This window comes from Streptococcus cristatus (assembly GCF_001588905.1).
Lineage (GTDB): Bacteria > Bacillota > Bacilli > Lactobacillales > Streptococcaceae > Streptococcus > Streptococcus cristatus_N.
In genome coordinates this window covers 15255-34922 of the sequence record NZ_LAWH01000030.1, presented here as the reverse complement: position 1 = coordinate 34922, position 19668 = coordinate 15255, and the positions used below count along the sequence as shown (strand labels likewise).

At 43.0% G+C, this 19668-nt stretch carries 20 protein-coding genes; 15 read left to right on the top strand and 5 right to left on the bottom strand.

Going from position 1 to position 19668, the window contains the following annotated elements; translation table 11 throughout:
- The first annotated feature begins 4 nt into the window (after positions 1–4).
- Positions 5–1237: a glycopolymer--peptidoglycan transferase LytR gene (gene lytR / locus A0765_RS06630; RefSeq protein ID WP_062005483.1), complete on the top strand. Its 1233-nt coding sequence runs from the start codon at positions 5–7 to the stop codon at positions 1235–1237.
- A 50-nt stretch (positions 1238–1287) separates the two neighbouring features.
- Here lytR and A0765_RS06625 read toward each other — a convergent pair whose 3' ends face one another.
- Positions 1288–1914, bottom strand: a complete 627-nt coding sequence (locus tag A0765_RS06625; RefSeq protein ID WP_062005480.1) for a TVP38/TMEM64 family protein — start codon at positions 1912–1914, stop codon at positions 1288–1290.
- A gap of 411 nt (positions 1915–2325) precedes the next feature.
- Here A0765_RS06625 and A0765_RS06620 point away from each other — a divergent pair, with 411 nt between their 5' ends.
- From A0765_RS06620 to A0765_RS06580, 9 genes are all read left to right on the top strand, one after another.
- Entirely contained in the window at positions 2326–2790 is a 465-nt protein-coding gene (locus tag A0765_RS06620) for a hypothetical protein (RefSeq protein WP_257000834.1), read from the top strand.
- 176 nt (positions 2791–2966) lie between these two features.
- Positions 2967–3494, top strand: a complete 528-nt coding sequence (locus tag A0765_RS06615; protein WP_062005478.1) for a YqeG family HAD IIIA-type phosphatase — start codon at positions 2967–2969, stop codon at positions 3492–3494.
- Positions 3495–3496: 2 nt separating this feature from the next.
- A complete protein-coding gene (gene yqeH, locus A0765_RS06610; RefSeq protein ID WP_062005476.1) occupies positions 3497–4603 on the top strand; it encodes a ribosome biogenesis GTPase YqeH in 1107 nt (368 codons plus the stop codon).
- A 96-nt stretch (positions 4604–4699) separates the two neighbouring features.
- Positions 4700–5011, top strand: a complete 312-nt coding sequence (gene yhbY / locus A0765_RS06605) for a ribosome assembly RNA-binding protein YhbY (protein WP_002896287.1) — start codon at positions 4700–4702, stop codon at positions 5009–5011.
- Between the two features lie 28 nt (positions 5012–5039).
- Positions 5040–5672, top strand: a complete 633-nt coding sequence (locus tag A0765_RS06600) for a nicotinate-nucleotide adenylyltransferase (protein ID WP_037616072.1) — start codon at positions 5040–5042, stop codon at positions 5670–5672.
- Complete coding sequence (yqeK, locus tag A0765_RS06595) at positions 5669–6271, top strand: bis(5'-nucleosyl)-tetraphosphatase (symmetrical) YqeK (RefSeq protein WP_062005473.1); 603 nt, start codon at positions 5669–5671, stop codon at positions 6269–6271. Before A0765_RS06600 ends, yqeK begins: the two co-directional genes overlap by 4 nt.
- A 9-nt stretch (positions 6272–6280) precedes the next feature.
- Positions 6281–6643, top strand: a complete 363-nt coding sequence (gene rsfS, locus A0765_RS06590; RefSeq protein WP_062005471.1) for a ribosome silencing factor — start codon at positions 6281–6283, stop codon at positions 6641–6643.
- Positions 6644–6718: 75 nt separating this feature from the next.
- Complete coding sequence (locus A0765_RS06585) at positions 6719–7453, top strand: class I SAM-dependent DNA methyltransferase (RefSeq protein ID WP_062005469.1); 735 nt, start codon at positions 6719–6721, stop codon at positions 7451–7453.
- A 1-nt stretch (position 7454) separates the two neighbouring features.
- Positions 7455–8549 carry a nucleotidyltransferase gene (locus A0765_RS06580; protein ID WP_062005467.1) on the top strand — a complete coding sequence of 365 codons (1095 nt, stop codon included), beginning with the start codon at positions 7455–7457 and terminating at the stop codon, positions 8547–8549.
- Positions 8550–8614: 65 nt separating this feature from the next.
- Here A0765_RS06580 and A0765_RS06575 read toward each other — a convergent pair whose 3' ends face one another.
- Together A0765_RS06575 and A0765_RS06570 are read right to left on the bottom strand one after the other, a co-directional pair.
- The gene (locus A0765_RS06575; RefSeq protein WP_062005465.1) at positions 8615–9001 is read right to left on the bottom strand and encodes a bleomycin resistance protein; all 387 of its coding nucleotides are present in this window, start codon (positions 8999–9001) and stop codon (positions 8615–8617) included.
- A gap of 11 nt (positions 9002–9012) precedes the next feature.
- A complete protein-coding gene (locus A0765_RS06570; protein WP_062005463.1) occupies positions 9013–9840 on the bottom strand; it encodes an exodeoxyribonuclease III in 828 nt (275 codons plus the stop codon).
- Between the two features lie 189 nt (positions 9841–10029).
- Between A0765_RS06570 and metG the strand changes: the two genes are divergently transcribed.
- From metG to A0765_RS06555, 3 genes are all read left to right on the top strand, one after another.
- Positions 10030–12027 carry a methionine--tRNA ligase gene (gene metG / locus A0765_RS06565; protein WP_062005461.1) on the top strand — a complete coding sequence of 666 codons (1998 nt, stop codon included), beginning with the start codon at positions 10030–10032 and terminating at the stop codon, positions 12025–12027.
- 197 nt (positions 12028–12224) lie between these two features.
- Positions 12225–13823, top strand: coding sequence for an McrB family protein (locus tag A0765_RS06560; RefSeq protein WP_062005459.1), 1599 nt, complete (start codon positions 12225–12227; stop codon positions 13821–13823).
- Entirely contained in the window at positions 13798–15120 is a 1323-nt protein-coding gene (locus A0765_RS06555) for an McrC family protein (RefSeq protein ID WP_062005457.1), read from the top strand. Before A0765_RS06560 ends, A0765_RS06555 begins: the two co-directional genes overlap by 26 nt.
- 61 nt (positions 15121–15181) lie before the next feature.
- On the opposite strand, the gene A0765_RS06550 is transcribed toward A0765_RS06555, so the two are convergent.
- Together A0765_RS06550 and A0765_RS06545 are read right to left on the bottom strand one after the other, a co-directional pair.
- A complete protein-coding gene (locus A0765_RS06550) occupies positions 15182–16387 on the bottom strand; it encodes a DUF2974 domain-containing protein (RefSeq protein ID WP_062005455.1) in 1206 nt (401 codons plus the stop codon).
- Positions 16388–16506: 119 nt separating this feature from the next.
- Positions 16507–17766 (bottom strand): NRAMP family divalent metal transporter, encoded by a 1260-nt coding sequence (locus A0765_RS06545; protein WP_062005453.1) that lies wholly within the window; start codon positions 17764–17766, stop codon positions 16507–16509.
- 205 nt (positions 17767–17971) lie between these two features.
- Here A0765_RS06545 and A0765_RS06540 point away from each other — a divergent pair, with 205 nt between their 5' ends.
- On the top strand, positions 17972–18658 hold the full coding sequence (locus A0765_RS06540) for a response regulator transcription factor (protein ID WP_062005451.1): 687 nt from the start codon (positions 17972–17974) through the stop codon (positions 18656–18658).
- Positions 18642–19622: a sensor histidine kinase gene (locus tag A0765_RS06535; RefSeq protein WP_062005449.1), complete on the top strand. Its 981-nt coding sequence runs from the start codon at positions 18642–18644 to the stop codon at positions 19620–19622. Before A0765_RS06540 ends, A0765_RS06535 begins: the two co-directional genes overlap by 17 nt.
- Positions 19623–19668: the final 46 nt, after the last annotated feature.

Genomic DNA, 19668 nt, shown 5'->3' with positions numbered 1-19668 from the left:
AAATATGTTAAAAAAAATTGTACGAATGTTTTTGAGCCTGTTGCTTGTAACAGCTATTGGAGTAGGAGGCTATGCTTGGACTATTTACAATCAGTCAACAGATGCTTTATCCCGTACCTACAAAGGTTTTGGGAATGAAACGAATGTTATTGCGGAAACCAAGCCGCTGACAATCTTGTTGATGGGGGTAGATACAGGAAGTGGCTCGCGGTCTGATACCTGGAAGGGGAATAGCGACTCTATGCTTCTCCTATCTGTCAATCCTCAGACTAAAAAGACAGTCATGATGAGTTTGGAGCGGGACATTCTGACTCAAATCGATGAAAAAGGCGAAACGACAGAAGCCAAACTAAACGCTGCCTATGCTTATGGCGGTGCAGAATTGGCCATTGCGACGATTGAGAAATTGATGAATACCCATATTGACCGTTATGTGATGATCAATATGCAAGGACTGGTTCAGCTAGTCGATGCAGTTGGCGGTATTGAAGTCAACAATACTTTTGATTTCCCAATTTCCATCGAAGAAAATGAACCAGAATACACTGCAACTGTCGAGCCAGGTAAGCATTTGATCAACGGAGACCAAGCTTTGGTCTATGCCCGCATGCGTTACCAGGATCCAGAGGGGGATTACGGTCGTCAGAAACGTCAGCGTGAGGTGATCCGAAAGGTCGTTGAGAAGGTGCTCAGTCTTAATAGTATCAGTCATTATCAAGCTATTTTGCGAGCAGTCAGCAAGAATATGCAGACCAATGTAGCGCTGGATGCGGGAAGTATCCCTCAGTTATTGGGCTACAAAGACGCCTTTAGAAGCATTCAGTCTGAACAATTGCGCGGGGAAGATGCTACCTTGGCTGATGGCGGTAGCTATCAGCTGGTTACGTCTGATCATTTGCTGGAAATGCAAAATTTGATTCGGAAAACGTTGGGCTTGTCTTCAGTTAAGACTCTGAAAACCAATGCCGTACTGTATGAAGATCTGATGGGAGGCCGAAGCTTGCGCTCTTCTAATTCTAGCTCTTCAGCAACTTATCAGCATGACGAGCAGCCAATTTACAATCAACCAACGGAGAGCAATTATGGTGGTGCCAACTATAGTAGTTCGACACCGACCTCTCCTGAGCCGAGCGCTAGCAGTGAACCGCCAGCAAGTTCTGCGCCTGCATCTACACCAGCTCCGACACCGTCAGCATCATCTGCCGATCACCCTACAACATCAGCATCTTCAGAATAAACAAATCGCCCAAGCTTACTAGCTTGAGCGATTTTTAATGTTTTTGAGTCTTATTTTGTTAACAATTTCCAGAAGAAATCAATAATATAGGTCAGTCCGTAAGTGTAGATGATGAGGGTGATGGGTTTGCAGAGCACGATAATCAGCATATATTTTTTGAAGGTCATCTTGGTCAAGGCGGCTAGCATACAGAGGAAATCAGCAGGGCTGATGGGCCAAATCATCATAAAGATAAAGAAACGCTCAAAGCGATTGCCCTCATCCAGCCAGCCCACATACTTGTTATAGGTCCGCTTGCTGACGACGGACTGGACAAAGGCTGGTCCGTAGGTGCGAGCCAGATAGAAGATGATGGCGCAGCCGATGACGATGCCGACATAGTTGTAGATAGTGCCGACGATATGCCCGTAGATAAAGATGCCTGCAACAGAGGTCAAGGCGCCAGGGATAATGGGCACAACAGTCTGCAAGATTTGTAGGAAGATAAACAGAGGTGGCCCCCAGATGCCTGCTTGTCTGATAAAGGCAGACAAGGTTTCCTTGGACTGGAGGATTCCTGCATAGTAGGCCCAGATGCAAAAGGCCACTGTACCTACAGCCCCGATGATGGACGACCAGTTGATGATTTTTTGCAAAAAGGGAGAAACAGCTTTCATTTCTCGATCCTTGCTTGCCATAGGCACCTCCAAGAGAATTATTCTTATATCTACTATAGCATCTTTTGCCTTTTTTGTAAGCTTTGAAGCTATAGGTGCTAAAAAGTATGAAAGATGATATAATGATATGACTGGTGAGCAATAATCTATAAGCATTCAAAAATCAGGGAGAGTGCTTGTGCTCGGACTAAAAATTCTATATGTTAGGAGAGTTATAGTGGAAGAATATCTAAACTTATATCATCAAAAAATGTGGGAGATTGCATATGAGAATCTCATAAATCTATTTTTTCACCCTCATACAATTATTCTCTTTGTATTATTTTTGATTATTTCTTCCTTAATCTGTTACGTATATTTCAAAAAAAAATGTACTTTACTATTATAGTTAGTTATTTCTCCTTGTTCCTTTTGGGAGGAGTCGCAGAGTTTGTGAATAGCTATGGCAAAATTATGAATCCATCTTCTCCATACAACAATTCTTTATTCATTGCTTCATTAAAACTTGAAACCGTTCTTCCGATGCTTGAGAAGGTAGATGAGATTCCCATAGCTAGTGTTGATGGAAAATTGGAGAGAAAAAATATTATACTATTTGCTTTATCTAATCCGGCGTATTATGGTGGTCTTTTTAATGATACGGCAGATTTCTTTACAGGTGGTCATATAGAAGGGAAATTATTTCTAGTTGCTTTAGTAGGATATGAAGAGAAAGATGGTCAATGGGAATCTGTTGACATTCGCATTGCACCAGGTATTAAGGAGAAGGATTTTCAGAAATTTTCTAAGGTTCTTCACATAAAAAAAGATGAAGCAGAGGGTGCTACTGGTATTATTCTCGATCTTCAAAAAATTTATGAATTAAAATTACGGAAAGAAAAAGATGGTCATTGGTAAGTAAGATCCTCTTTCCTATATTAAAATTTGAGCTTCCCGCTTGGGAAGCTGTTTTCATTTACTTGGAGAATAGGGGAGGGAGCATCTCCCAATGGCTCTTGGAAGAAATGGGGTTATAGGTGCCAAAAAGCCTATTTTATGCTATAATAGTGCGAATACGATTTTTGGAGAGAGATGTGGCGATTGAAGATTACATGCCCGACTTTGTGGTCGAGGCGGTTTACGATTTGACAGTAGAGAGTTTGAAAAGGCAGGGGATCAAAGCGGTTTTGGTGGATTTGGATAACACCTTGATTGCTTGGAATAATCCTGACGGGACCCCAGAGATGAAGAAGTGGCTCCATGATTTGCGGGACGCGGGTATTCGGATTATCGTGGTGTCCAATAATAACCAAAAACGGGTCAAGCGGGCTGTTGAAAAGTTTGAAATTGACTATATCTACTGGGCCATGAAACCCTTCACTTGGGGCATTGACCGAGCGCTCAAGCTTTTTCATTTTGAAAAAAAGGAAGTGGTCATGGTGGGCGACCAGCTCATGACGGATATTCGAGCAGCGCATCGGGCCGGGATTCGTTCGATTTTGGTTAAGCCACTGGTCAAGCATGACTCTATCAAGACTCAGATCAATCGGGCGCGTGAACGCCGTGTGCTCAAAAAAATCACTGAAAAATACGGCCCAATTCAATACAAAAAAGGAATTTAAGCATGGAAGAACTTCTCTGTATCGGCTGCGGAGCCCCTATTCAGACAGAAGATAAGGGCAAGCTAGGCTACACGCCCCAGTCGGCTCTAGAAAAAGGCTTGGAGACAGGCGAACTCTATTGCCAGCGCTGTTTCCGCCTGCGCCATTATAATGAAATCAGCGACGTCCAGCTGACGGATGATGACTTTCTGCGGCTTCTGCATGAGGTTGGAGATAGCGACGCCTTGGTCGTCAATGTTGTCGATATTTTTGACTTTAATGGCTCGGTCATCCCTGGGCTGCCTCGCTTTGTCGCAGGAAATGATGTGCTCTTAGTCGGGAATAAAAAGGACATTCTGCCTAAGTCAGTCAAGGATGGCAAGGTGACCCAATGGCTGACAGAGCGGGCTCACGAAGAAGGCCTGCGTCCAGTTGATGTGGTCTTGACCTCTGCTCAGAACAAGCAGGCCATCAAGGACTTGATTGACAAGATTGAGCACTGTCGTAAAGGGCGTGATGTTTATGTGGTCGGCGTGACCAATGTCGGCAAGTCTACTTTGATTAACGCCATTATTCAGGAAATCACGGGCGATAAGGATATTATTACGACTTCGCGCTTCCCGGGAACAACTCTGGATAAAATCGAGATTCCTTTGGCAGACGGCAGTCATATCTATGATACGCCGGGCATTATCCATCGTCACCAGATGGCTCACTATCTTTCTGCTAAGAATCTCAAATATGTCAGCCCCAAAAAGGAAATCAAGCCCAAAACCTACCAGCTCAATCCAGAACAAACTCTCTTTTTGGGTGGTTTAGGCCGTTTCGACTTTGTGGCAGGCGATAAGCAGGGCTTCACAGCTTATTTTGACAATGAGCTTAAGCTCCACCGAACCAAGTTGGAAGGTGCCAGTGACTTTTATGACAAGCATGTCGGCAGTCTCTTGGTGCCGCCAGTTGGCAAGGAAAAGGAAGAATTTCCAGCCTTGGTCAAACATGAATTTACCATCAAGGACAAGACAGACATCGTCTTCTCTGGTCTGGGCTGGATTCGCGTCAGTGGTCCTGCCCGCGTAGCTGGCTGGGCGCCAGAGGGTGTGGCGGTTGTCACTCGGAAAGCTATTATATAATACTCAGGAGAATAAATCTCCTTAAAACAAGGAAGGAAAAGGCTATGAGCAATGGGGAAAAGCAGGTCCCAACTGTATCAAGCCTTATAGAAGAACATGACACTAACATCAAAACAACGGGCCTTTCTCAACAGTCAGGCACATAGTCTCAAACCTATCATTCAGATTGGGAAAAATGGACTTAATGACCAAATCAAAACCAGCGTCCGTCAGGCACTGGACGCACGAGAGCTGATTAAAGTCACGCTTTTGCAGAATACAGATGAGAATATCCATGAAGTTGCTGAGATTCTGGAAGAGGAAATCGGAGTGGATACGGTGCAGAAGATTGGCCGGATCTTGATTCTCTACAAGCAGTCCAGCAAGAAGGAAAATCGCAAACTCTCTGTTAAAGTCAAGCAAATTTAAGGAAAAATTTCTGTGGAGATGTCAGCCTATGGCTATTGAATTACTGACCCCCTTTACCAAGGTGGAATTAGAACCAGAAGTTAAAGATAAAAAACGCAAGCAGATTGGCATTTTAGGTGGGAATTTCAACCCTGTCCACCATGCTCATTTGGTTGTGGCGGATCAGGTCCGGCAACAGTTAGGCTTGGATCAGGTCCTGCTCATGCCAGAGTACGAGCCGCCTCATGTGGATAAGAAAGAGACCATTGAGGAAAAGCATCGGCTGAAGATGCTGGAGCTGGCTATCGAGGGTATTGAAGGCCTAGGGATTGAAACCATTGAGCTGGAGCGCAAGGGAATTTCCTACACCTACGACACTATGAAGCTACTGACAGAGCAACATCCAGATACGGACTATTACTTTATCATCGGTGCGGATATGGTAGACTATCTGCCTAAGTGGTACCGGATTGATGAGCTGGTTGAGCTGGTTCAGTTTGTCGGTGTTCAGCGGCCGCGCTACAAGGCGGGGACTTCTTACCCTGTCATCTGGGTGGATGTCCCCCTTATGGATATTTCCTCCAGTATGGTACGGGATTTTCTGGCTCAGGGACGAACTCCTAACTTTCTGCTTCCGCAGCCAGTGTTAGACTATATCGAGAAAGAAGGGCTTTATCTATGACCTATGAAAGCTATATCCGCATGAGCCGCGAGGCCTTGCTGGCTAAGATGGAAACAGTCATACCCGAGAAGCGCCTGCGGCATTGTCTAGGTGTGGAAAAGGCTGCCCGTGAATTAGCGGAGCGCTTTGGTCTTGACGTCGAAAAAGCGAGTTTGGCAGGGCTTCTACACGACTATGCGAAAAAGGTCTCGGATGAGGAATTTCTGGCCTTGATTGACAAATACCAGCTGGATCCTGACCTGAAAAACTGGGGCAATAATGTCTGGCATGGCATGGTGGGCATTTACAAGATTCAGGAAGACTTAGGCATCGAAGATGCTGAGATTCTGCGAGCCATTGAGATTCATACAGTGGGCAGTAGCACCATGTCTGAGCTGGACAAGGTCGTCTATGTCGCTGATTACATTGAGCACAACCGAGATTTTCCGGGAGTGGATAAGGCCAGAGAGTTGGCCCAGCAGTCGCTCAACCAAGCAGTGGCCTACGAAACAGCAAGGACAGTGGAGCATTTAGCTCACAAGGGAATGCCTATCTACCCGCAGACCTTGGAGACTTACAATACCTTTGTAGGGTATTTAAAGGAAATAGAAGAAAATTAAAGAGGAACTATGAAAGAACAAGAATTATTGGAACTGGTCGTCAAGGCGGCCGATGAAAAGCGTGCAGAAGACATTGTGGTTTTGGACTTGCAAGGCCTGACTACTGTGACAGATTATTTTGTTATCGTCAGCTCAATGAATAGTCGTCAGCTGGATGCGGTGGCTGAAAATATCCGTGAGAAAGCTGCTGCGGCTGGTGTTTCTGCTGGCCATGTTGAGGGTGACGCAGCTGGCGGTTGGGTGCTTCTAGACTTGGGTGGCATCGTTGTCCATGTCTTTTCTGAGGAAATGCGGGCGCACTATAATCTTGAAAAACTCTGGCACGAAGCAACTGGTGTGGATGTTGCAGCCTTATTGGAAGAAAACAAGTGATTTTTTGCCCTTAGGCAAGACAACAGAATTCGGCTCAGTCAGCCTGCTGGCTGGGCTATTTTTGAAAGGAAAAGTATGGCAACTTATGAGACCTTCGCCTCGGTTTACGATGCGATTATGGATGATTCTTTGTATGAGAAATGGACGGATTTCAGCCTGCGACATTTTCCCAAGGATAAGAAAAAGCTGCTGGAGCTGGCCTGTGGAACGGGCATTCAGTCTATTTATTTTAAGCAGGCAGGTTTTGATGTGACGGGGTTGGACTTGAGTCAGGAAATGTTGGATTTGGCAGAGAAACGTAGCAAAGAGGCTGGTTTGGACATTCCTTTTATCCAGGGCAATATGCTGGATTTGAGTGGCGTCGGTCAGTTTGATTTGGTGACTTGCTATTCGGACTCGATTTGCTATATGGAGGACGAAGTCGATGTCGGTCAAGTATTTACTGAGGTTTACCAGCATCTAAATGAGGGCGGCCGCTTTATCTTTGATGTGCACTCGATTTACCAGATTGATGAGGTTTTTCCAGGCTATTCTTATCATGAAAATGCTGAAACCTTTGCCATGGTCTGGGATTCTTATGCGGACGAACCGCCTCATTCCATCGTGCATGAGCTGACCTTCTTTGTCCAAGACGAGGATGGTCGCTTCACGCGCCATGATGAGGTGCATGAGGAGCGGACCTATGAGATTCTGACCTATGATATCTTGCTGGAGCAGGCAGGCTTTAAGAACGTCAAGGTTTATGCGGACTTTGAGGATAAGGAGCCGACAGAAACAAGTAGACGCTGGTTCTTTGTGGCGGAGAAATGAGATGACAATCACTGGTATTATCGCAGAGTTTAATCCATTTCATAATGGGCATAAATACCTGCTGGAGCAGGCTTCTGGTCTGAAAATTATCGCTATGAGTGGCAATTTTGTTCAGCGAGGGGAGCCAGCTATCGTGGATAAGTGGACTCGGGCACAGATGGCTTTGGAAGCTGGAGCGGATTTGGTCCTTGAGCTGCCTTTCTTGGTCAGCGTTCAGGCGGCGGACTTTTTCGCTAAGGGGGCAGTAGACATCTTAGAGAGACTGGGCATTGATCATCTAATGTTTGGAACTGAGGAAGTGCTGGATTATGAGAGTATTTCCAAGATCTATGGTCAAAAGGCAGAGCAGATGGAGGCTTATCTGGCTGGTTTGCCTGATTCCCTATCCTATCCCCAGAAGACTCAGGCCATGTGGCAGGAGTTTGCAGGGCTCAATTTCTCAGGTTCTACTCCCAATCATATCTTGGGTTTGGCCTATGCCAAGGCTGTGGCGGGAAAGGGTATAAAATTGTGTCCGATTCAACGTCAGGGGGCTGGCTACCATTCCTTGTCAGCTGATCAGGAATTTGCCTCCGCAACGGCCCTTCGTCAGAATCTAGATCAGCCAGACTTTCTCAAAAAATTCACTCCAGCCTATCATTTGCTAGAAACGGCTCCCAAGGTGACCTGGTCAGATCTCTTTCCTTATCTCCGTTACCAGATAATGACCTGTCCGGATTTGACAGATTTTTATCAGGTCAATCAGGAGTTGTCTGTTCGGATTAAGGAGGCTCTGAAAAACAATGAGACCATAGAAGAACTGGTTGAGCAGGTGGCGACCAAGCGCTATACCAAGGCTCGAATTCGGCGTCTGCTGACCTATATCCTAGTCGGAGCTAGGCAAGAAGAGCTTCCGTCTGGTATCCATATTTTAGGCTTTTCCGAGCAGGGGCGCCAGCATTTGTCCAAGCTTAAGGGAAAGGTTGACCTGGTCAGCCGTATTGGTAAGGAGCCATGGGATAGTTTGACCCAGCAGGCCGACAAGGTCTATCAGCTAGGGAATCCTGCATTGACGGATCAGAATTTTGGCCGCTTTCCATTACAAAATACCCTCTGATAGTATGAGCGGATTCGAGCAACCTATTTGTAAATAGAAAAAAGAGGCTAGCAGCCTCTTTTTTCTTATTCACTAAATCGTAGAAAATATCCATCTGGATCCAAAACCCCAAATTCATGGGGATAAATAAAGCTATCTCCCACTCGAAATTCTCTTTTGGTCAGCGGACGATGGATGGGATAGTCAGCTTCCAGCAGTTTTTGGTGGAGCTGAGGGACATCTTCGATGCCAAAGGAAATATTGACACCGCGCCCAAAAGGATAGGTCAGTTGGGCTAATTCTTCTGCGCTGCCTTCTTCTAACATGAGCTGGCAGTCTTCAAGCGAGAGGAAGAGAAATTTCTCCTCGGGACGCTCGTATTCGACAGAGAATCCCAGCAAGTTGCAGTAGAAGTGGCGCGACTTTTCGATGTCAGATACCACGAATTCGGGAATGACAGCTTGATAGTCCATCGGCTTCCTCCTTAAAGCTCAATTTCCATGACAATCGGTGTATGGTCTTGACGTGCACCAGAGTCAATCATAGCAGACTTTGTTACCTTGTCAGCCACGCGATTGCTGGTCAGCCAGTAGTCGATTCTCCAGCCTGTGTTGTTGATTTTAGAAGTCTTGCTGCGCTGCGCCCACCAAGTGTATTGGTTAGGGATATCGCCGTGCAAATGGCGGAAGGTATCGGTAAAGCCTTTAGCCAGTAAGTTGGTGAAACCGGCGCGCTCTTCATCGGTAAAGCCCGGTGAACGGCGGTTGCTGGCAGGATTTGCAAGGTCGATTTCCTTGTGGGCTACATTGTAGTCGCCAGTTGCGAGGACTGGTTTTTGTTCATCCAGTGATGCTAAGTATTCAGCGTATTTGACATCCCAGACCTGACGTTCTTCCAAGCGTTTGAGGCCATCGCCAGCATTAGGCGTATAGACTTGAGTGACGAAGAAGTCGTCAAATTCCAGTGTAATGATGCGGCCTTCGACATCCATGGTTGACGGAGCGCCGATTTCTGGGAAGGTCACGATGGGTGTCAGCTCTTTTTTGTAAAGGAACATGGTCCCTGCATAGCCTTTGCGGGCAGGCTCTTGGGAGGAGCGCCAAGTGTTTTCATAGCCTGGGAAGAGTTCTTTTAAAATCTCAAGATGTTTTTTAGTAGGTCCTTTAGCGGAAAGCTTTGTTTCCTGAATAGCTATGATATCCGCATTTTCTGCTTGCAAGGTCCGAAGGACAGCCTGAGAGAGCTGAGCGCGTGCAGAATCACTGGTCAAAGCAGCGTTTAGAGAGTCAATGTTCCAAGAGATGAGTTTCATAAAATGTCCTTTTCTAGTAGAAATTTCCTGAGTTTATTATACCAAAAGATAGAGTTGATTTATAGCAAAGTGATTGTAAAGCTACAAAAAGGCTAGAAGAAGGAGGAGTCTCCTCTTTCAATCGTTAGGAAATATGATATAATGAAGTGTTATCAAAAAAGGTTTCATTAGCCTTGAAAGGATTAAAAAATGACTACAAAACAACCGTTTTATATTACGACACCTATTTATTACCCGTCTGGCAAGCTCCATATCGGGTCTGCCTATACGACCATTGCCTGCGACGTCTTGGCTCGCTACAAGCGTCTTATGGGCTATGATGTTTTTTATCTGACTGGTCTTGATGAGCACGGTCAAAAAATCCAGCAAAAAGCGGAGGAAGCTGGTATCAGCCCGCAAGCTTACGTCGATGGCATGGCAGTTGGTGTCAAGGAACTCTGGAAACTGCTGGACATTTCGTATGATAAATTTATCCGTACGACCGATGACTACCATGAAAAGGTTGTAGCCGATGTCTTTGAAAAACTCTTGGCTCAAGACGACATCTACTTGGGTGAGTACGCTGGCTGGTATTCTGTATCTGATGAGGAATTCTTCACTGAGAGCCAGTTGGCTGAAGTTTTCCGTGACGAAGCTGGAAATGTAACGGGCGGAATTGCGCCATCTGGACATGAAGTGGAGTGGGTATCGGAAGAGTCTTACTTCCTCCGTCTCAGCAAGTACCAGGACCGCTTGGTAGAATTTTTCAAATCTCATCCTGACTTCATCACTCCTGATGGCCGACTCAATGAAATGCTGAAAAACTTCATCGAGCCAGGCTTGGAAGACTTGGCCGTATCTCGGACAACCTTTACTTGGGGTGTGCCGGTGCCGTCAAATCCCAAGCACGTTGTCTATGTTTGGATTGATGCCCTGCTCAACTATGCAACAGCCCTTGGCTATGGTCAGGACGACCATGCTAATTATGATAAATTCTGGAATGGCACAGTCTTCCACATGGTGGGCAAGGACATTCTGCGTTTCCATTCTATCTACTGGCCAATCCTGCTCATGATGCTGGATATTAAGCTGCCCGACCGCTTGATTGCTCACGGCTGGTTTGTCATGAAGGATGGCAAGATGTCCAAGTCTAAGGGCAATGTAGTCTATCCTGAAATGCTGGTAGAACGTTATGGTTTGGATGCATTACGCTATTACCTCATGCGCAGTCTTCCGGTGGGATCTGATGGAACTTTCACGCCAGAAGATTATGTTGGCCGTATCAACTATGAGCTGGCCAATGACCTAGGAAACCTCCTCAACCGTACTGTTTCCATGATTAACAAGTACTTTGACGGTCAAGTGCCAGCTTATGAAGAAAATGTGACGGACTTTGACGGAGCTCTGGCTCAGGTAGCAGCTGAGTCCATCGCTGACTACTACAAACACATGGATGCAGTTGACTACCCACGCGCGCTGGAAGCAGTCTGGACGCTCATCTCCCGCACCAATAAATACATCGATGAAACAGCTCCTTGGGTTCTGGCTAAGGATGAAGCTAAGGTCAAAGAACTGGCAGCAGTCATGAGCCACTTGGCAGCCAGCCTCCGTGTTGTGGCGCATATGATTGAGCCTTTCATGATGGAAACCAGCAAGGCTGTCCTCAGTCAACTCGGCTTGCCTCAAGCAGTTTCACTGGAAAATCTAGCAATTGACCAGCTCCCAGCAGGCCTGACAGTTGTAGAAAAAGGGACGCCAATCTTCCCGCGTCTGGATATGGAAGAAGAAATTACTTATATCAAAGAACAAATGGAAGGCAACAAACCTGCAGTTGAAAAAGAATGGAAGCCAGAAGAAGTGGAGCTGAAACTTAACCGCAAGGAAATCAAGTTTGACGACTTTGATAAGGTAGAAATCCGTATCGCAGAAGTCAAAGAAGTTTCTAAAGTTGAAGGTTCTGATAAGCTTCTTCAGTTCCGCTTGGATGCAGGAGACGGTGAGGACCGTCAAATCCTCTCTGGTATTGCGAAATACTATCCAAACGAGCAAGAACTGGTCGGAAAGAAAGTCCAAATCGTAGCCAACCTCAAACCGCGCAAAATGATGGGCCGCATCAGCCAAGGTATGATTCTATCAGCCGAGCACGGCGACCAACTGACTCTCCTAACCGTGGACGAGAAAGTATCAAATGGAAGTTTGATTGGGTAGAGAATTTTACTGAGAGTTAGTTTACTATTTGGTAAAAAATAGAACATAGGAATAACCTCCCAGACGGAAAGTTTGGGAGGTTTTGGGAACGTAGATAATTGGTTTGTTTAATATGTAAAGTAAGTATTGACATACCAGTCAATACGGTATTAATAAAAATCAATTGTTAAATTATTACGAATTGAAAAGGAATAAGAATGTCTAAAGATAAAATAGAAAAAATAATTGATGATGTAAAAAAAGATTATCCCGATATTGGCTGGATTCCAATTGAGAGAGACTTTCATCCACGATCTGGAAATGAGAGAAAACATTTAATTGATAATGAGAGAAAATATTTAATTGATAATGAGAAGAAAAAGTTAACAGAATCATATTACATAAGAAAAAAGTATATGATAAATGGAATTAAAGAGATAGAAGATTATATAGTTATCACGGAGCTTACAAATAAGCCTAAAGGTAATATAGAATTTACGAAAAACAAGAAAGTAAAAGAATTTGAAGGAAATATAAAAAAGGAATCATTTTTTAAAATAGAACAAGATTTTTTCATTTGTTACTTCTTTCGGGTAATCAATGATAAAGGTTCGGAAGATTTGGTGGAATTAACTAAATTCTTAAATAGCTTAAATGATACAAACGATACAATCAGTATAAACGATGATAAAAAGGGGTTAAATATATCAGATATGAATGAAGAAATGAAATATAAATTACCATCAGTCAATACAATCCTTTATGGTCCTCCAGGAACTGGTAAAACTTATAACTCTATCAAATATGCAGTTAATACGGTTGATGAAGACTTCAACCAAGATGGTTCTGAGGAGTTCAAGGACTATGTTGAAAGATTTAACGAATTAAAAGCTGCTGGTCGAATCGCATTTACAACTTTCCATCAGTCTTACGGTTATGAGGAATTCATTGAAGGGATTAAGCCTGTTTTAAGTGATATTGGTGAGGAAAATGAGCTGAGTTACAAAATCTCAAATGGTGTTTTTAAAGAGTTTTGTAATAAGGCTGCTAGTGATAAGAGTAATAAATACGTTTTTATTATTGATGAAATCAACCGTGGGAATATTTCTAAAATATTTGGAGAACTTATTACTTTGATTGAGGATTCGAAGCGTGACGGAGAGGAAGAAGCAATGTCAGTGACTCTTCCGTATTCCCAAGAAGAATTTTCTGTGCCAGAAAATGTATACATTCTAGGGACCATGAATACAGCAGACCGTTCTATCGCTCTCATGGATACAGCTCTTCGACGTCGTTTTGAATTTATTGAAATGATGCCAGATATAAGTTTACTAAAGAATGTAGTTAATGTAGTTGTTGAAGATAATGAAGATAATGAAGATAATGAAAATAATAAAGATATTGACATTCAAAAGATGTTAAAAAAAATGAACCAACGTATTGAAGTTCTTTATGACAGGGAGCATACATTAGGGCATGCCTTCTTTATGCCACTTAATAATGAGGAAAAAGCCACTATCGATAAATTAGCATCTATCTTTAAAAATAAAATTATTCCATTGCTTCAAGAATATTTCTATGAAGATTACGAAAAAATTATGCTTGTTTTAGGAATTGATCCCCAAAATAAAGTTGATAGTAAATTTATTTCAGTCAAAAGTAATGAAGATCTATTTAAAAATAGCTCAGATATTGACTTAAATCCTACCTATAAAATTAATGAGGATTCATTTAAGGAGTTAAAGAATTATATTGCCATCTATGGTGGGACTTCAAGTTCGGGAGAAGTAGATGAAATCAAAGATTCTGACAGTTAAAGAATTTCAAGGGATAAAAAAAGAAGATTTAGGAGAAAGAAATTTCACCTTATTAGAAGAATTTATCGAAGAAAATTCTGGTGATGATGTTGAGGAACGATTATCAGACTTTTTGAGGATTTCATCTCATAAAGGAGTCAAAGTTATCAAGCCTCGAAATTATGTAGGTGTTATTAACATAGATAATAAAGTTCAAATTGAGATTTTGCCTAAGATTGATATTGGCGATGAACATGAATTACGAAAGCTTTTTCTTAAAATGTTATCTAGTTTGAAAGAATTTAAGGGAAAGAGTTTTAAAAATGCCCAGTTAAATGATTCTAAGTTACCAATTTATGAAGTTTTTATTCAGATGTATTTGAATGAAGTCCAAGAGTTGTTGAAAAAAGGTTTAAAGTCCGATTATGTTACTCTGAAGGGGAATCTTCCGTTTTTTAAGGGAAAGTTACTAGTTAACCAGCATATTAAGCAAAATATTGTCCGTAAAGATAGATTTTATATGGCTTATGATGAGTTTCATATCAATCGTCCTGAAAATCGTTTGATAAAAACGACGCTTCTCAAATTGAATAAGATTTCATCAAATGGAAAAAATCAATTGTTAGCAAAACGTTTGTTGGCTGAGTTTGAAATGGTCAATCAGTCAACAAATATTGATAAGGATTTTTCTCTAGTGAAAAAAGATCGGAATGCTCAGTTCTATCAAAACTTAATAGATTGGTCAGAAGTTTTTCTGAAGAATAAGAGCTTTTCAACTTTTAAAGGAATTCAAAGTGTCAATGCCTTACTGTTTCCTATGGAAAAAATCTTTGAGGCATACATAGCTAAGCAGTTGAAAATTAAGTTTTCAGATTGGAAAATAGAAACACAGAAACGAAGTAAATATTTATTTGATATTCCGAAAAAATTCGGATTGAAACCAGATATTATTATGTCTAAACAAGGGAAGGATAGAACTAAACTAGACAATAATAAATCCATTGTTTTAGACACAAAATGGAAAAAGCTGATAAGTGATTCGAGTAAAAATTATGGAATCAGTCAATCAGATATGTATCAAATGTATGCTTATGCATATAAATATGATGTTGAAAATGTTATTTTAATTTATCCTAAGCATAAAGAAGTCCAGTTGAAAAATTCTCCTTCTTACATCCAAGATGAAGATCAAAATGAGCATATAAAGAAAATAGTTGTAAAAGTCTTTTTATACGATTTATCGAATGAGGAAAAAAGTATAAAAGAGCTTGGAGATTTGATTAATCGGTCTTCTAAATCACATGAAAAACAGGAATAGTAGTGATACTATACCTGTTTTTCTTTTATATTAGAAAGTTGCCAAGTGCTGTATTTATAGCTTATTGCTCATTTGGTTCATCTGTTTGAGCGGGATCATTGCTTGTGAAAGGAAGATTCTTAGTGAATTCGGATAGATTTTCCTTGACCTCTTGAACAAGTTTACTAGGCTTCAGCAGGTTCATGTCGTCTTTCCAAGACTGGTAGCGCATGTCTACCAGTAGTTTAGCCAGGCGCGTCAGCATTTCCCGCTCCTGGTCAGTGAGAGCGTTGGCATTTTCAAAAACAGCTAGGATTTTGTTGAAATTTTCCAGCTTGGTGAGGTCATTGATGGAGCTGATACCAGCATCCAGGATGAGGCCGAAAAAGAGATCGAAAAAGTCTTTTAATTCCTCATCAGAAACGCTATCTACCCAATTTTTCAGAGTTTTATCTACTTGAAGGCTGTCTGGATTGAGGTTGTCCAGTAGGACAAAAGTCTGGTCACTGATCTGCCAAGTGAAGGTATCGTGCTGAGCCAGACCGCCGATAGCCGTACTTTTGACAATCTGAGCCTGCTTGGGCGTTTCGAGCATCATTCCGACGATAGAGCCTTGCGGAATGTAGCGCTTTATCTTGTCTGAAATAGTCTGGTAGCCTTGACTGGTGATGACCGAGTGATTCAGTCCAGGAGCATCATAGCTGTAAATACTCTGAATGCGCTCTTGATACTCTGGCTCAATCTGACTAGCAGCGTAGGAAGCCAGATTGCCTCCTTTCGAGTGACCTGTCAGCATGAACTGCCCAGGCAGAGCATCCATGGCTTTTCGCAGATAATTGACCGCCGTTTTTTGAGCTGGGACCTGATCCATATAGGTCATGTGGAAGTCCTCTTTCCAGCCGATAATGGAATCATCGGTTCCGCGGAAGGTCAGGACATAGCTATCAGGCTTGATTTTGAAAATCATAGCTGCAAATTGCTTTTGAACATCAGGGTCAATATCATTGACATAGCCCATGAGCTTAATATTTTTGAAGCGGGTTGAGCTGGCTACCTTTTCTAAAAGTTTCAGCCGATTTTTAGTCACCAACATGGACAAATCCTGGGGAACTTTTTCAGCAGCTTCAAACAAGCGGCAAGTACAATCAGGGGACATCTGGTCAGACACGATCTGGTCAAAAGGCAGATAAGTTATCTCCGTCAGCATCAGCATATCCAGTTCATTAAAGGGGGTGTCGTAGATACTGTCGTAAGCTACTTGGTCTAGGTAATCAAAAATTATTCCCATATTTATCTCCAATATTCTATCTTCTTCCAGTATAGCATAAGTGGAGCTAGCTGTCAGAAAGGAAAAAATAAAAGAGCGGAAACCTGAAGATATTCTTCAGTATTTCCAGCTCTTTTAATCTAGTAAGCCTTACCGATGAGGATGGCGTAGATAAAGAATAAGGCGAAGCCAAAGAGGAAGATCAGACCAAGGATGGAAAGACCTTTTAGCCATTTGCTCAGATGTTTATTCTCGCTCGTAACGAGGAGATAGTTTAGAAGAGCAAAAAATGGAGTAGTCAGGAAGGAAGCAATCATGGCAAAACGAAGCATGAGAGCCACACTACCTTGGAAGAAGTAGATGATAACGCCACCGATAATAGCTGTAGCGGTCATCCAGATATGCAGAGTTTTTTGAGAAGTCTTCTCTTCATTGAGAAGGAGGCGTAAGGATTCAGCATTTACACGGGAATAGCCATCGATAACGGTAATAACCGTACCAAAGATACAGAGAAAGGCGATGAAAGTAATCAGAATCCGTGACCAGTCGCCAAGAACGGATGCGTACATTCCAACGAATTGCTGGATGTAGGCAGCACCAGCATCTTGAACTGCTTGGCCAGTTGGATACTGGATGAGAGCGCCCATAGCGACAAAGAAGATGGCCAGAATAGCCGTACCAATATACCCAACGTTAAAGTCAAAGAGTCCGTCCGTGACAGAGATATTGACAGATTTTCCTTTCTCAGCAGTCCAGAGGGAGTTAATTGCTGAAATCTCGATTGGAGCTGGCATCCAGCCCATTAGAGAAACGATGAAAGGCAAGGCAGCCATTTGCCAAGGTGTCTTTTCAACGAAGTCTGCCCCGTACTCAGGATGCTTGATAATGGCAACGATGACCGCAATAACGGTTGCAAAGGTTAGAGCGGACATGATCCATTTAGCAAGGCCATCCAGGAACTTGTAGCCACCAAAGAGTAGCATTGCCCAGATCAGGATGATGAGGATCAGAGACCATTGAGTAATGCTGAGTCCAAGGGCGTTTGGAAAGGCGCTGGCGATAATGGCAGCACAGAGAATTCCAACCCCTGCTGTATTGACCAAGGCGGAGAAGACATTTAAAACGAAGAAGATGCCCAAGTAGATTTTTCCTTTTTGGGTATAGCCTTCAACCAAGCTGTGACCAGTTTCTAAGGTGTACTCAGCACCAAAGCGGAAGAAGGGATATTTGAAGAGGTTGGCCAAGATGACCAGTCCCATCAAAGCCCAGCCATACTTGGCCCCTGCTTGAGCAGAGGAAACAATGTGAGAGCCGCCAACAGCAGCAGAGGCCATGAGGATCCCAGGACCTAGGGCTTTTAGTTTGGACTGCCAGGTAGATGTCTGAGTTTGTTCTAGCATAATAATCTCCTTATTATAAAAAATGAATTTTCAGACAATTCTGAATGTAGTGTTATTTTATCTTTTTACTCTACTTTTGTCAATACTTCTTGAAGGATTTCCTGAAACTTTCTGAAAATAATGCAGGTTCCAAAAGAAAAAAGTCTCTGTGATTTAAGGGAGAATTTGATATAATAGCAGTAAGAAAAATGAGTGAGGAAATGGAATGCACAAGATTTTACTGATCGAGGATGATGCGGTCATCCGTCAAATGATCAAAAAAATGCTGGAGCAATGGGGCTATCAGGTTGTGGCGATTGAAGATTTCATGCAGGTTTTGACGACCTTTGTCAAGGAGGAGCCCCAGCTGGTGCTGATGGATATTGGTCTGCCTCTCTTTAACGGCTACCATTGGTGCCAGGAAATTCGGAAGATTTCGACGGTGCCGATTATGTTTCTGTCTTCGCGCGACCAGTCCATGGATATCGTCATGGCCATTAATATGGGCGCAGATGACTATGTGACCAAGCCTTTTGACAATAATGTCTTTTTGGCAAAGGTTCAAGGCCTGCTGCGACGTTCATACGAGTTTGGGACAGACCAAAGCCTTTTGGAATATCAGGGCGTGATTTTAAATCTCAAATCCATGGATTTGGTCTATGAGGGCGAGCTTGTGACGCTGACCAAGAATGAATTTCAGATCTTGCGGGTGCTCTTTGAGCATTCTGGCAGCATCGTGGCGCGTGATGACTTGATGAAGGAGCTCTGGAACAGTGATTTCTTTATTGATGACAATACCTTGTCCGTCAATGTTGCCCGCCTGCGCAAGAAGCTGGAAGAGCACGGTCTGAAACATTTCATTGAGACGAAAAAAGGGATAGGATACGGTTTAACCAATGGACATGCAGGATAAATTTTTCTTTTTGAAGCATCATCTGTACTCCCGTCGCTTCATCTTGTTGCTCTTGCTGATTGTATTTTCAATTATGGGGATGTTTGCCTTTATTTTTGAAGACGGGCGCAGCCTGCTAGAGTATCAGCTGCTCTTAGCCTTTCTCCTCGCTAGCTTTTTCTTGGGAATGGATCTAGCTAGCGCCTATAAGGAATATCGCAACCAGCTCTTCTATGCCTCAGGTCGGCCTCAGACAGCCTTAGAGGTTCTCCTTTTTGAGAAACTGGCTCTTTTGGAAATGGACAAGAAGAACCGTGCGATTGAGGAGAGGGAGAAGCTAAATGACCTGATGGACTACTATACGCTCTGGGCTCATCAGATCAAGACGCCTATTGCGGCTAGTTCATTGCTGGTCGGAGAAATTGAGGACAAGAAGGTCAAGAATCAGCTGGAGCAAGAGCTCTTTAAGATTGAGTCCTATGTCAATATCGTCTTGCAGTATCTTCGTTTGGAGAGTTTCCACGAGGATTTGGTCTTGAAAAAGGAAAATGTTGAAGATTTGGTCAAGGAGATTGTCAAGAAGTATGCGATTTTCTTTATCCAAAAGGGCTTGAGCCTCAATCTGCATGATCTGGACCGAACCATCATCACAGACAGGAAATGGTTCGTCGTTATTTTGGAGCAAGTGCTGTCAAATAGTCTGAAATACACCAGTCAAGGCGGGATTGAGATTTATTTTCAGGAGGATACGCTTTATATCAAAGACAGCGGTCTGGGCATTCAAGATGCGGATTTGCTAAGGGTTTTCGAGCGAGGTTTTTCGGGCTATAATGGTCGTTTGACTCAGCAGTCGTCTGGCTTGGGACTTTATCTGTCCAAGAAAATTGCAGATGAGCTGGGGCATCAAATTAGCATCGCTTCTCAAGTCGGACAGGGAACAACTGTCATAATTAGTTTTTCAGAGAAGAAGATGATATTTGAATAAGGCATTCTTACAAATTTGTAAGGTTGGCCAGTGAAATTGAAAGGTT

Bases quoted from the DNA above. Each gene is read 5' to 3' on its own strand.
- lytR (WP_062005483.1), top strand. From the start codon at position 5: ATGTTAAAAAAAATTGTACGAATGTTTTTGAGCCTGTTGCTTGTAACA.
- A0765_RS06625 (WP_062005480.1), bottom strand. From the start codon at position 1,914: ATGGCAAGCAAGGATCGAGAAATGAAAGCTGTTTCTCCCTTTTTGCAA.
- yqeH (WP_062005476.1), top strand. From the start codon at position 3,497: ATGGAAGAACTTCTCTGTATCGGCTGCGGAGCCCCTATTCAGACAGAA.
- yhbY (WP_002896287.1), top strand. From the start codon at position 4,700: ATGACACTAACATCAAAACAACGGGCCTTTCTCAACAGTCAGGCACAT.
- A0765_RS06600 (WP_037616072.1), top strand. From the start codon at position 5,040: ATGGCTATTGAATTACTGACCCCCTTTACCAAGGTGGAATTAGAACCA.
- yqeK (WP_062005473.1), top strand. From the start codon at position 5,669: ATGACCTATGAAAGCTATATCCGCATGAGCCGCGAGGCCTTGCTGGCT.
- rsfS (WP_062005471.1), top strand. From the start codon at position 6,281: ATGAAAGAACAAGAATTATTGGAACTGGTCGTCAAGGCGGCCGATGAA.
- A0765_RS06585 (WP_062005469.1), top strand. From the start codon at position 6,719: ATGGCAACTTATGAGACCTTCGCCTCGGTTTACGATGCGATTATGGAT.
- A0765_RS06580 (WP_062005467.1), top strand. From the start codon at position 7,455: ATGACAATCACTGGTATTATCGCAGAGTTTAATCCATTTCATAATGGG.
- A0765_RS06575 (WP_062005465.1), bottom strand. From the start codon at position 9,001: ATGGACTATCAAGCTGTCATTCCCGAATTCGTGGTATCTGACATCGAA.
- A0765_RS06570 (WP_062005463.1), bottom strand. From the start codon at position 9,840: ATGAAACTCATCTCTTGGAACATTGACTCTCTAAACGCTGCTTTGACC.
- metG (WP_062005461.1), top strand. From the start codon at position 10,030: ATGACTACAAAACAACCGTTTTATATTACGACACCTATTTATTACCCG.
- A0765_RS06560 (WP_062005459.1), top strand. From the start codon at position 12,225: ATGTCTAAAGATAAAATAGAAAAAATAATTGATGATGTAAAAAAAGAT.
- A0765_RS06555 (WP_062005457.1), top strand. From the start codon at position 13,798: ATGAAATCAAAGATTCTGACAGTTAAAGAATTTCAAGGGATAAAAAAA.
- A0765_RS06550 (WP_062005455.1), bottom strand. From the start codon at position 16,387: ATGGGAATAATTTTTGATTACCTAGACCAAGTAGCTTACGACAGTATC.
- A0765_RS06545 (WP_062005453.1), bottom strand. From the start codon at position 17,766: ATGCTAGAACAAACTCAGACATCTACCTGGCAGTCCAAACTAAAAGCC.
- A0765_RS06540 (WP_062005451.1), top strand. From the start codon at position 17,972: ATGCACAAGATTTTACTGATCGAGGATGATGCGGTCATCCGTCAAATG.
- A0765_RS06535 (WP_062005449.1), top strand. From the start codon at position 18,642: ATGGACATGCAGGATAAATTTTTCTTTTTGAAGCATCATCTGTACTCC.